Annotated in this window: 9 protein-coding genes and 1 tRNA gene; 5 read left to right on the top strand and 5 right to left on the bottom strand. The window is 45.3% G+C overall.

Annotated features, from left to right (window positions below; translation table 11 throughout):
- Positions 1 to 61: 61 nt before the first annotated feature.
- Positions 62 to 1618 carry a DUF3612 domain-containing protein gene (locus A9237_RS17055; RefSeq protein WP_005438205.1) on the top strand — a complete coding sequence of 519 codons (1557 nt, stop codon included), beginning with the start codon at positions 62 to 64 and terminating at the stop codon, positions 1616 to 1618.
- Between the two features lie 409 nt (positions 1619 to 2027).
- Here the strand turns inward: A9237_RS17055 and A9237_RS17050 are convergent, their stop codons facing one another.
- Positions 2028 to 3386 carry a diguanylate cyclase gene (locus A9237_RS17050; RefSeq protein WP_078608794.1) on the bottom strand — a complete coding sequence of 453 codons (1359 nt, stop codon included), beginning with the start codon at positions 3384 to 3386 and terminating at the stop codon, positions 2028 to 2030.
- 141 nt (positions 3387 to 3527) lie between these two features.
- Here A9237_RS17050 and A9237_RS17045 point away from each other — a divergent pair, with 141 nt between their 5' ends.
- Together A9237_RS17045 and A9237_RS17040 are read left to right on the top strand one after the other, a co-directional pair.
- Positions 3528 to 4136 carry an alpha-ketoglutarate-dependent dioxygenase AlkB family protein gene (locus A9237_RS17045; protein WP_078608793.1) on the top strand — a complete coding sequence of 203 codons (609 nt, stop codon included), beginning with the start codon at positions 3528 to 3530 and terminating at the stop codon, positions 4134 to 4136.
- Between the two features lie 69 nt (positions 4137 to 4205).
- A complete protein-coding gene (locus tag A9237_RS17040) occupies positions 4206 to 5306 on the top strand; it encodes a DUF3541 domain-containing protein (protein WP_009705096.1) in 1101 nt (366 codons plus the stop codon).
- A 36-nt stretch (positions 5307 to 5342) separates the two neighbouring features.
- On the opposite strand, the gene A9237_RS17035 is transcribed toward A9237_RS17040, so the two are convergent.
- The 3 genes from A9237_RS17035 to A9237_RS17025 all read right to left on the bottom strand — a co-directional run bounded on the left by A9237_RS17035 (position 5343) and on the right by A9237_RS17025 (position 8958).
- Complete coding sequence (locus A9237_RS17035) at positions 5343 to 6137, bottom strand: helix-turn-helix domain-containing protein (RefSeq protein WP_009705097.1); 795 nt, start codon at positions 6135 to 6137, stop codon at positions 5343 to 5345.
- A 112-nt stretch (positions 6138 to 6249) separates the two neighbouring features.
- Entirely contained in the window at positions 6250 to 7539 is a 1290-nt protein-coding gene (locus A9237_RS17030; protein WP_078608792.1) for a sugar phosphate nucleotidyltransferase, read from the bottom strand.
- A 210-nt stretch (positions 7540 to 7749) separates the two neighbouring features.
- The gene (locus A9237_RS17025) at positions 7750 to 8958 is read right to left on the bottom strand and encodes a NupC/NupG family nucleoside CNT transporter (RefSeq protein WP_005438212.1); all 1209 of its coding nucleotides are present in this window, start codon (positions 8956 to 8958) and stop codon (positions 7750 to 7752) included.
- A gap of 561 nt (positions 8959 to 9519) precedes the next feature.
- On the opposite strand from A9237_RS17025, the gene A9237_RS17015 reads away from it, so the two are divergent.
- Both A9237_RS17015 and A9237_RS17010 read left to right on the top strand, forming a co-directional pair.
- Positions 9520 to 9603 (top strand) — tRNA-Leu (locus A9237_RS17015).
- Between the two features lie 31 nt (positions 9604 to 9634).
- Positions 9635 to 10246 carry a DUF2913 family protein gene (locus A9237_RS17010; protein WP_005438213.1) on the top strand — a complete coding sequence of 204 codons (612 nt, stop codon included), beginning with the start codon at positions 9635 to 9637 and terminating at the stop codon, positions 10244 to 10246.
- Positions 10247 to 10311: 65 nt separating this feature from the next.
- Here A9237_RS17010 and A9237_RS17005 read toward each other — a convergent pair whose 3' ends face one another.
- Positions 10312 to 11712: a tryptophanase gene (locus A9237_RS17005; RefSeq protein WP_009705100.1), complete on the bottom strand. Its 1401-nt coding sequence runs from the start codon at positions 11710 to 11712 to the stop codon at positions 10312 to 10314.
- Positions 11713 to 12021: the final 309 nt, after the last annotated feature.

Raw genomic sequence — 12021 nt, 5'->3', positions numbered from 1 at the left:
AGACTAGCGAAATTTTGACTACAATTTCACAACAAAAATTTTACAATGTGAATTTTACAAAATGTCTGTGTCAAAAAGTCTTATCCGCCAATCACACTTCTTAGGGACGAAAATTCGTAACCTAAGGAAGAATAACCATTTAACGATGGAAGATTTGTCTGCGCGCTGCGTTAGGATCAATCCTGAATACGCGCCGTCGGTTTCTTATCTGTCGATGATCGAACGTGGAAAACGCGTACCGAGCATCGATATGTTGGAAGTTATCGCCGAAGTTTTCCAAAAAGAACCCGCTTGGTTCTTAGATGATGAGCCAGAGCTAGAGGCCATCACGCCCAACAAAGGTAATCGTGGCGGCATTAACGGGATGGCGCTCGAACCTAGCTTCCTGTTCTCTAACGATATCTTGCAAATCGCGATACCAGAAATGCTCTCCCAAACTGGTATCACAGGGCGGCAGTTTGCTCATCTCTTGATTCGAGCACACCAAGAAAACCACCAAAACCACTTCCCAGACTTAGAACGGGCAGCGGAAGAAGTGGGCTTAAAGCGACTGAATCTGTCAGTGGAAGATCTGATCGACATTGCAAAAAGCATGGGGTTGGATATTCGTTGGGTAGACCGCGCACCACAAGATGTGATTGATGAGCTTGGCGTGAGTGCCAAGCAGTTGATTACGTCGTTTATGGAAGCGCCAGGGACGATTTACCTCAACAAACGCATGCGTGATTACCCAACACGTTTGAAGTACGACTTAGCCGTGTACATCGGCCATCGGGTGCTGCACAGCAGTGATGGTATGAGTAACGTGCTGTCTATTGGGCATCAAAACAACTGGGAGCAAAGTGGCTCACAAGTATCGAACTCTGAGCTCAACTCACAAGACATTCTGCAAGCATGGCGCGATTTTGAGTCAAGCTTCTTTGCCGGTGCCTTACTGTGTCCAAAAGTGCCATTTCGTCAGTTGCTTGACCGCTCTGGCTATGAAATCGATGTTCATAAAAAAGCTGGCGTCTCCCCTTCGGTCGCAATGCGTCGCATGACGGTGGTATCGCCCTACCCGCACTGGCATTACTTCGATGCTTATGGTCCGGGCAAACTCAAAGCCGTGTATCGCGGTAATGGTATCCCGCTTCCTTGGGGTAACATGCGCAAGGTAAACGACCCTTGTCAGCATTGGGCAGTATTCCGTCGCTTGTCCCAACCACTGGATACCAGCTCTGCACAAATTTCGATTCTAAATGTCGGTAATGAGCCGCGTATCTACTGCTGTGAATCGGTCAACGTCTTCGACCCAGCCGGTAACAATCGTGTTCTGTGTGCAGGTATAGACCTCAACCCTGCGATTTCAGCCCAAGGTGGCGATGCTATTGCGATTGCAGAAGAGTTGAAGTCTCTATGTGTATCGTCAGGCGGTAGTACTGTGATTCCTCAGCACATTAAGAAAGATCTCACCACGATAGCTAAGATACTCAACATCAACTGGATTGAACGTGGGATTCAAACTCAAGCTCGATTGATTTGTTCGAGAGGTGCGGTGTGTCCAAGACAGCCAAGCTGTTACAACAAATGTGGCGATTCAGGGGAAGCGGGCGATGAGGTGCAAATTCTTGACCTCTAGAAAGAAAAAACGCCAATCACAATAAAGGTGATTGGCGGTATATATCTGTGAACAATGTGTATTCACTAACAACGTCAGTTGGCTAGGTGACCCTCGGCTTAATAAGGGTCACTCTGTATAAAGCACGATGCGTGCCAACTTTTAAAACTCCGTTTTTTCTTCGATCTTGATGCATATTGGTGCTTTATTGAGCACACATTTTGCAAATCGCAGTTGCAAAATGCAAATCAATGCAAAATATGCTACTGCACACATTGCTACTAATCCCTTTATCAGCAAATCAGCGTTTAAATAAGAAAGACTGTCAAAATGAAAAAGCCCCGTAGGTATACGAGGCTCTAACTGTCTGTATTCTAACGTTGCATTTCACTTATAGACGTTGCTTTACAAGCCTACTTTGTTTTAAACGCTACCCGCCATAGTGTTTTTGTTGATACATACGCTCGTCTGCGATTTTCATCATCTGCTGCGGTGAGGTCATTTCTGGATCAAACATGGCGTAGCCCATACTGGTTCGTAAATAGATCAGCTCTTCGTCATAAATAACTGGCGTTGAGCACAATGCAAATCTCAGTTTCTTCAACAAGGCTTGAATGTTCTCTTCCGTCTTTGGATTGTGTACAACCACCAAGAACTCATCACCGCCCATCCGCGCCACAATATCAGAGCGACGCAGACTGCTTTTGATCCTCTCTGCACACGCCACCAGCACTTTATCGCCCGCATCATGACCATAGGTATCATTGATGTGTTTGAAATGGTCGAGATCGATGTTGATCAAAGCGAAGCTGTAACGCTTTTTGTAGCGCTTCGCGATTTCGAACTGTTGCTTGTATGACTGCATAAAATAGCGTCGATTTGGCAATTGCGTTAGCTCATCGTGCAACGCTCGGCTGTCGGCGACGATGTATAAGCGGTAAATCACAATCAACGCAATACTCATCGCTAACACGATGGGATAACCGACTAAGCGAGCCAATTGTAAAATATACCAAGGCACTTGCTGCTCTAACCGGTCATCCGAGTAAACGGCGAGGCTCCATCCTCCGTATGGGAAGTGAACCTGCTCTTTTGCGTATATTTGCCCGCTTTTGCTTGGCTGGCCGAAAAATACATCACCGAATTCACCTCCGCTATCGTACCCGCTGATAGTCATGTGATAGCGGTAAGAGAAATCAATCACACCGGTTTCTCGGAGCAAGCTGTCAAAATCAATCACAGCGCTGATCACCCCCCAATAATCATCATTAAAAGGCGGATCTCGAAAAACGGGCACACGCACAATCAGCCCTAACCCGCCTTGCACCAACTTAACTGGCCCCGCTATGAATATCTCTCCAATGTCTTTGGCCTTTTGTACTTGGACCCATTGCTCAGGAACGGTGCGATAATCGAGACCTAAAACGCTCTCATTGCCTTGAAGAGGGAAGAGATAACGAACGATGTCGTTTTCCGCAATGCCAATAACGGAAATGCGCTTACTCTTGTTCAGGATACGGTTAACCGCGATATTCAGCTTGCGCTCTTCTTCGTTGGGTAGCAAAGTGATGAGAGTGGCAAGTGTGCTCGCGTTGTAGATGTCAGCCATGAGTTCCGCTTCCAAATTGGAACGGAGAATGGAAAGTTGTTCTTTGGCCTCAACTTGAACTCGCTCTTGATGGAGGTTTTGCTGGTTTCGGTGCAACAGCTCGATAACCCCGACAGACAAGGCAAAAAAAGTGAGGAAGAACAATGCAAAATAACACTGTTTTCTGGGTGAATAACGCATTTGTTCCCCACTAGCTCGTAGCGATTCGCCACGAAGCTTTATATTTATTGTTAAAATACTTATTTAATTTAAGAATAACCAATACTTATCGGAAAGGTAATAAATATCGAACCTTTTTATAAATGAGACAGGTAAAGTGAGATGCAAGTACAAGGTGATTTATTTAAAAGCTCATTTTGGCAAGAAGTAGCACAGGGAAAGATCTACTATGATCCTAACTTTCTGAGTCAATTAGACGCTGATCGCTACTTTTCGCAACTCCGCTCTACCTTACCTTGGCAACAAGAAAGCATCATAATGTTTGGTCGTTCCGTCTTGCAACCTCGCTTACAAGCTTGGCACGGCGATGTGGATTACACCTATTCAGGATTAACCATGGCACCACATCCTTGGACACCTGAACTCACAGAACTTAAGTCGCGCAGTGAGGCCATCGCTGAAGTGCAGTTCAACTCAGTATTAGCCAACTTATATCGCAATGGACAAGACTCCATGGGATGGCACCAAGACAACGAGCCAGAACTAGGGAAAAATCCTGTTATCGCATCGATTAACCTCGGTGAAACCCGTCGATTTTTACTGCGAAATTTACATTGTAAAACCCAAATAGAATATGAACTTAGCCACGGTTCATTACTTATTATGGCGGGTGAGCTTCAGCACCACTGGAAGCATGCAGTGCCAAAAACAGCCAAACCAAAAGGCGAACGTATTAATCTGACTTTCCGCCATATCGTGACCAACTATTGACTGAGTTATTACATAGCAAATAAGCATTGATGGTAGGTTTGAATTCTAGCTTTCTAACGGAATGTGTTTATGCGTATCAAACCTCTCAGCTTAGCCGTGTTGCTTTCATGCTCACTGGCTTTCCAAGTGCAAGCCGCGCAAGAGTCTCCTGTTTTGACCTATTCACAATCCGCTCAGTTAATTAAAGATACCTATGAATCGCGGCTCTACACACTGCCTGCGTTTCGTGAAGGGCACTTTGGCCTTCGAATGTATCGCCAAACCTTAGATGACAAATACCTTCCAGCCGTTTGGACAGACATGGCACAAGTCGCCAGTCGCCTGAACCATTTTGCCAGCGATGTCACCACTCAAGAACAGATCTTCCTCTATTCAGAAGAGCGCCTCGCGAATTACCACGACCAAGAAGATGAAAGAGGTCAGCGCCGCTATACCGTGACCAAGCACCAGCCAGAATATTTTTATTTAGGCGTGGATTTGCTAGGGGCAATGGCGAGAGCAGATGAATATGGCTTAAAACACAAGCAAGATAAGACCTTGAGAAGTGTCTTGCGACGCTATGATTTCTCTCGATACGCCACTGATCCAGAGATGATTGAAGCATGGGCTGCGCAGTTAGCGAATCAGGTGTATTGGTTACGGCAACTTGGAGAGCAAGATGTGGTGGCTCAGTTTACCAAAGCCTTTCGTAGCACGTATCCTGATAGCCAAGACAAGAAGCTGTCACCTCAGCAATACAGCAACAAAATTTATGGTATGACACACATCATCTTTGGCGATTCACAATACTACCAAAAGCAGGTGAATGAAGCGGATCACCAATGGATTTATGACTACTTTCGCGACAACATCGACACCATCATCCTACGTTCAAAAGAAGACGTGATAGCGGAGGTTGGGATTACTTTCTTGTTGGCTGGCTTAGATGACGATCCGGTGGTTGATAAAACACGTCAGGCGATTCAAGGCGCCATCAATACCGAACAAGGCATGATTCCCTCTGTAGAAGGCGATTACGATCTAAAATACGGAGAACACCGCAACGTACTGGCGATTATGCTGCTTGATTGGCAAGGTGTGCATCAAGCACCGACAGTGAAAAACCAGCCTTACGCCTTTGAATCCCTGCCTTATGGTCTCATGCCAAAGAAGACTGAACAGTCGCGATAAACGAACAGCAACAGCAATCACTAAAAAGCAGAGTGGTTAACTCTGCTTTTTTGTTACTTGCTCGTAGCGTACTAAACGAAAGTCCTGAAACCCTTGCATGACGCTTAAGATCATCGGATTCTCAAAAAACTGCTCACTGGTTCCTGCATAAAACGTGACGCTGTGGCTATAACAACACTTCTCTAAAAAGCAGTCTTCCATAAACTGATTCAAACTGTGGTCTCGGATCGGGAAGTAAACCGTCAAACCTTTACTGATTTCAGCAATATGGGAAAGCAATGCCGTTCGGATGGTTTTCGTGAGAAACACCACACTCACCAGATAAATCGCGTTCTGCTTTTGTTCATAAAGAATGTGCCCCACCAGCATTTTTTTGTAGTAGAAGCAAAATACCTTTGGTTGCGTGAGATGCAGAGCGTCTAATGTATCCGTCACCGCACTGCCGTTTTGTCGATGATGTGACTCACAAATCAACTGTTTGTCATCTTCGTCCAGCTTTTCAAAAGCGACATGGCTACGATGAGTAATCTCATAATCGTACACAGTGCTTAAGTTCTGAAAGTTAACCGGGTGTTGCAATGCCTTCTTGACGCTTTTTAGCTCTTGCTCATCGTAATGATAAGGCTGCTGAAAGAAGTGAGCGATACCTAGGCGGCGTAACAATGTCGGTTCTATTCGCCCCCTTTCCCACTGACTGAGTGTGGCTTGATTCAAACTTGAAAACACACGATGAGCGGAAGAAAGTAACTCGGCCAAGGCATCTTGCGAATATTTAGATTTTTTCCTGAAATGTTTTAGTGCATCTGCAAAATGAGCGCGTTCAAACTGCATGCTCTCTCCTAGCCAACTTATTGTAATTTAGAATTTTATTTATCTTTATAAATTAGAATAGACAACAAATTGTCTTTTGGTAGAACCTTCTTTAGAAACCACCATACCTTTATTAGAAAGTGTTGGCTGTAACGCCTTCGGGGTAATTCTCGTGCAGAGGCGCAAGTTCACTTTCAAACCCGACGCGACTGCCCCTTGGGATCACCACAAGTCCACCCTCGGTAATGAAGAATTGCTCACTGTCTTTTTCCGGCTTTTCTCCAATGACCGTGCCCGGAGCAATATGAACATCTTCTTCGATGATTGCACGGGTAATTCGGCTATTCGCCCCAACTTGGCAGCGCCCCATAAGCACCGCTTCATGCAGGATACTGTTTCTGCCCAAGTCACAGTCAACACCAATCACTGAGCGGATAGAACAAGCCCCTTCAATGTTGCACCCTGACGCGATGTAACTGTCTTTAATGCGCACTTTAATGCCGTCAATTTCATTGCGTTGACAAGGTCTATCTGACTGCGCTTTTTCACTTAATAGCGGCTCTGATTGAGATTTTTTCAAACGGTGGTTTTCCGTCAACAACATCATTTGTGCACGCCAATAGTCGTCAACGTTATTCAATCCATGCCAATACATAGGCGTTTGCTCTGAATAAAGAACTCCGAGATCAAACAACTCAACCTTCACACGACGAGCCATTAGACCAACAATATCCTTAGTCAGATCATGCTGACCATCGAGCTTTTTCGCGTTGGTAAACAATCCCTTTACTAACACTGGACGTTGGAAGAGATAGTTCTCTGTCAGCACCATGGCAAAGCCCGGCTTGTTTGGTATTTCTGCAGGATGTTCTGGTTGATGTTGAATACTCACAACTTGACGTTGAGCATCCAGTTCTACGACATGATATTTCGAGGCTTGCTCGATTGGCACCTGTACGACAACCAAAGTCAGTTCTGCTTTTTGGATTTGGTGGTATTGAAGTAACGAGGCAATGTAGTTGCGATGAATTTGCTCACCACCAACCAACAATACATGCTCATCGGTCGGATGATTAATCGAATCAAGATTCTGCAACAGTACATCGGTCCAATTTTGTTCCAATGCAGGCAAAAGCCGAGTCTGAGGATAAGTAGTTTGAGGATAAGTCGGCTCAAGCAGTTCAATGCGTGCTTGATAGTTTTGCCACGCCTGCTCAATGTGAGTGTTCAACGCAGCACAATGAAAGCGGGTCAAAACCAGATTTCGTTTAACGCCTGCCTGAATCAGATTGCTCAAGGCAAAATCAATCAAACGATGAGATCCCGCAAACTGCGTGACCGATTTACAACATGTTTCTGTGAGAGGCCCTAGCCCTGTCCGCTCTCTATCGGCAAGCACCACCGATACGACTTTTGACGTCACGCTCTTCCTCCTTGTCATATTAACAAATTAGAAAGTAAGCCCAAACCGTACGGCAATACTATTCGATATAAGGAGCAAATGACTCAGAAATGAATAATACAGAGCGATGTACTCTTAAATATTTAACCAACCTCTCATTCGGTAGCCTAATAAAATAAAACCCACCAAATTGGCGGGTTTCATTAAAGTATTTTATGAGCTGGTATTCCTTTATAGCGAGATAAAGATACCCGCCAAACATGCACTCATTAGGTTAGCTAGCGTGCCTGCTGCTACCGCTTTCAGACCCATGTTCGCTACGTCTTTACGACGCTCAGGAGCCATCACACCGATAGAACCAAGTTGAATGGCAATAGAACCGATGTTTGCGAAGCCACACAGTGCAAACGTGATGATCACTTGTGTGTGTTCAGTCAGTGTTGCTTTGTGTTGTACGAAGTCGATGAATGCCACGAATTCATTCATTACGATTTTCTGACCGATGTAAGAACCTGCCGCTAGAACTTCGTGACTAGGCACACCAATCAACCAAGCAAGAGGAGCAAATAGGTAGCCAAAGATTGCCTGTAGCGTGATACCCGCAAAGCCGAACATTTCACCTAGGTTTTCTAGACCGGTGTTCACCATCGCAATCACACTCACAAACGCGATTAGCATTGTACCTACCGCAACCGCGACTTTCATACCGCCCATCGCACCGCTTGCTAGCGCGTCGATCACGTTGCTTTCTTCTGATTTGTCTAGCTCGATGTTGTTGTAATCGCTTGGTGTTTGACGCTCTGGCACAATGATTTTTGCCATCAACAAGCTACCTGGAGCTGCCATGAAGCTTGCTGCAATTAGGTATTTCAGCTCTACACCTAGGCCTGCGTAACCACCTAGAACACTACCTGCCACTGATGCCATACCACCCGCCATTACCGCGAACAGTTCTGAACGAGTCATGTTTTGCAAGAAAGGACGGATAAGAAGTGGCGATTCACCTTGAGATAGGAAGATGTTACCTGTTGCAACAAGAGATTCTGCTTTGCTGGTACCCAAGAATTTTTGGATTGCACCACCGATAAATTGAATCACTTTTTGCATGATACCCAAGTAGTAAAGGGCAGAGATAAGAGCGCTGAAGAAGATAATGATAGGAAGAACGCGAACCGCGAAGATGAAGCCAGTAGAAGCAAGGTCACCAAAGAGGAATTTGATGCCTTCATCGGCAAAACTTAATAACCCTGCAACACCACTACTCAAACTCGCCAGTGCCGCTTGCCCCCAAGGGAAATAAAGCACTAAAGCTGCAAAACCCATTTGAAGCAACAATGCTCGAGACACGGTTTTCCAATTGATTGAAGAACGGCTCTCTGACAGCAGGAACGCACAACCTAGTAGTGCAACAATACCAAATAGACTAAATAGAACACTCATGAATCGGACCTACTGAACGTTGAAAAAGAAAGGAGCGCCAAAAGCATTGGCAGAAGAAAGAGACAACGTATCGAGTGACAATGCACTCGCAGATCCAGATTGGAGGAAGAACGGATAGTTCGACATCTTATTTTTACCTTATACAAGCAATTGAACGTAGCTGGTCCGGTCCGTGGGGTCATTCACTGCTAGAGAGTTAGTAACTCATCTCGCTCCATGTGACGGCTTGTATGGGTAAGGGTCCTGAACAACGAACCCTAATTCCCGCTTAAACGGGTCGCAAGTATAGCCATCAAAACGAGAGTTTCATCACATTTATTTACGCAAACGTTCAAGCGTTCATAATTTGAGCAAAGATGCCTTTTTATGGTCATACTTGTAGTGAAAATAGGGGTATTAGGAGGGAAAGATAGGATGAAATGGCTAAAAATGAACAATAAATGTTCAGTTGAACACCAAAGACCAAAAATGAGCAATTTTGCTCTCGCCAATCTATGGATTTTGGATATACAATTTGGAACGCTTCATTCCGAAGCCTCTGTGTATTCAGAGCATCATGATGCCGAGATGGTGAAATTGGTAGACACGCTAGCATGAGGTGCTAGTGCCTTTGGTGTGAGGGTTCGAGTCCCTCTCTCGGCACCATTCCTTTCTTTACAAAGAAATTTAGAGTGTAATGCAAAGTTCTAAGCAGGCAAAACAATCCGCGGACGCTAATCAATTACTTAGCGAACTTGCGGTGCACGCTTTATTACACCTGCACTTCAAAATCCACGCGTCATCGCGAATTATCCCCTTAAAAGAACGTAACGACCTGCTCCAGAAGTGGTTAAAACCGAAACTAAAAAGCAATCGCTACAAACTGATTAAAAAGCCATTAAAGTCTCTGACTCAACAGGCAAAAGGGGAAAATGGCAATTTAGAAGCCTTACTCGAACGTTGTGTAGGTGCCGATAAACCAGGAAACCCACAGCCTCACCTCGACAGTTACCTACTGTTGATCAATGAAGTTGAGAAAAAGCTGGGTACAACTGTACTACTTTCTCGTCCGGAAGATGTGGATCTCTCCCACGACCAACATGGCTGCTTGCTGTGTGTGTTGTCAGAGAATTTAAACCAACATTTCGACGACAATAATGCCTTGATCGCACCAATTTCGATGCTTTTCCGCGGGCCAATGAGCCAACGTTCGTTGTTCCTAGGTAGTATTTATGCGAATAACACCTTCAATTACGAAGTGTTGTATCAAGACGAGCAATTTGTGCGAATCACGCTAGAGCTAGCGTAATCGCAAACGGCAAAGATGAAAAAGGCTGCGAACACCGCAGCCTTTTGCTTTTCTAGAAACCCATTTTATTCAATATTATGAAAACGTGCAGTGAAGTGACGAAGCACTGGCGGCTCGTAATCAAAGGTTAACCCCTTCAACTCATGCGCTCGGTCCTTCAACTCAATGATTGCATCGGCGATGTAGTCCATATGGTCGTTGGTATACACACGACGCGGAATGGTCAAACGCATCAACTCCAGCTCAGAAGCTTTCTGTTCACCTGTTTCCGGATCTCGACCAAGCAACAGCGAACCAATCTCTACCGCTCGAATCCCCGCCTCTAAGTACAAAGCATTACACAACACTTGTGCAGGGAATTGCTCTGGTGGGATATGAGGCAAAATCTTAGCCGCATCAACAAAGACGGCATGACCACCTGTTGGGTATTGGATTGGAATGCCACCTTCGCGCAGACGCTCACCCAAGTACTGAACTTGGCTGATGCGGTAGTGAAGGTAATCTTCATCAGCGCCTTCATACAGACCACGAGCCAAAGCTTCCATATCACGGCCCGCCATACCACCGTAAGTCACAAAGCCTTCCATCGGAACGCATCGTGTTTGTACCGCTTGGAATAGCTCTTGGTGATCGCGAATACAACACATACCACCAATGTTCACCATTGGGTCTTTCTTCGCTGACATGGTGAGCATATCGCCGTATTGGTACATCTCACGGATGATTTCCAGAATAGACTTGTTCTCGTAACCCGCTTCACGCTGCTTGATAAAGTAAGCGTTCTCGCAGTAGCGAGCTGAATCAATCACCACAGGGATGTCGTACTTGGTTGCGATTTCGTACACGCTGCGCATATTTTCCATCGACACAGGCTGACCGCCTGAGCTATTACACGTAACCGTGGTGATGATCGCACAGATGTTATGAGAACCATGTTCTTCAATCGTTGCCACCAGCTTATTGAGGTCAAAGTTACCCTTCCAGTCGTATGGCGTTGTCGTATCGAACGCTTCTTCCGTCACTACGTTTATTGCTTTACCGCCATTGAGTTCAATGTGGCCCGCTGTAGTATCGAAATGGTAGTTAGAGATGAACACTGGAGTCTCACCTCCACGAACCTGACGCATACGCTCAATCAGAGCTGGGAATAAGATTTGCTCGGCACCACGGCCTTGGTGTGCTGGCACAGTAAGCTTGTAACCAAAAAAATGCTCTACTGCATCACACAAGTTGTAGTAGTTGCGACTCCCCGCGTAGGACTCATCACCCATCATGATGCCTGCCCACTGATTGTCACTCATAGCACCAGTGCCAGAGTCGGTCAGCAGGTCGATGTAAACATCATCACTGCGAAGAAGAAATGGGTTAAAACCTGCTTGTTTAAGGGCAATCTCTCTGTCAGCCAATGTCGTCATTTTAATTGGCTCAACCATTTTAATGCGGAACGGTTCTGGGATACGTTTCATTATTAATTTCCTTATACGCATTGCTTTGCGCGAACAAGCGCAATCTGCTTCAATTTATTGATTTTTATTATAAAAATAGAAAGGTTCAATGCGGGCGCATTGAGGAAATTAACGAAGAGAGATTTTACTGAGAAGGGACAAACCGTAATCGAGGTTATACCAGAACGACAGCACTAAACGGCTATCAAGAATATCCTTAATTCTCGTCATTCTCGTCCTCCTGATCTAAATAAAGTAAAGGTCAGTGACACTGCGCCGCTGACCTTTTTACTATAGAGCAAGATTTAAACAATTTTCAGTGAACCCGCC

The sequence above is a fragment of the Vibrio owensii genome (assembly GCF_002021755.1).
Taxonomy (GTDB): Bacteria; Pseudomonadota; Gammaproteobacteria; order Enterobacterales; family Vibrionaceae; genus Vibrio; species Vibrio owensii.
Note: the sequence above shows the minus strand (reverse complement) of the source record. Positions and strands in the feature narration are given on the sequence as shown.

Excerpts from the sequence above, each read along its gene's own strand:
- A9237_RS17055 (WP_005438205.1), top strand. The coding sequence starts at position 62 with ATGTCTGTGTCAAAAAGTCTTATCCGCCAATCACACTTCTTAGGGACG.
- A9237_RS17050 (WP_078608794.1), bottom strand. The coding sequence starts at position 3,386 with ATGCGTTATTCACCCAGAAAACAGTGTTATTTTGCATTGTTCTTCCTC.
- A9237_RS17045 (WP_078608793.1), top strand. The coding sequence starts at position 3,528 with ATGCAAGTACAAGGTGATTTATTTAAAAGCTCATTTTGGCAAGAAGTA.
- A9237_RS17040 (WP_009705096.1), top strand. The coding sequence starts at position 4,206 with ATGCGTATCAAACCTCTCAGCTTAGCCGTGTTGCTTTCATGCTCACTG.
- A9237_RS17035 (WP_009705097.1), bottom strand. The coding sequence starts at position 6,137 with ATGCAGTTTGAACGCGCTCATTTTGCAGATGCACTAAAACATTTCAGG.
- A9237_RS17025 (WP_005438212.1), bottom strand. The coding sequence starts at position 8,958 with ATGAGTGTTCTATTTAGTCTATTTGGTATTGTTGCACTACTAGGTTGT.
- A9237_RS17010 (WP_005438213.1), top strand. The coding sequence starts at position 9,635 with ATGCAAAGTTCTAAGCAGGCAAAACAATCCGCGGACGCTAATCAATTA.
- A9237_RS17005 (WP_009705100.1), bottom strand. The coding sequence starts at position 11,712 with ATGAAACGTATCCCAGAACCGTTCCGCATTAAAATGGTTGAGCCAATT.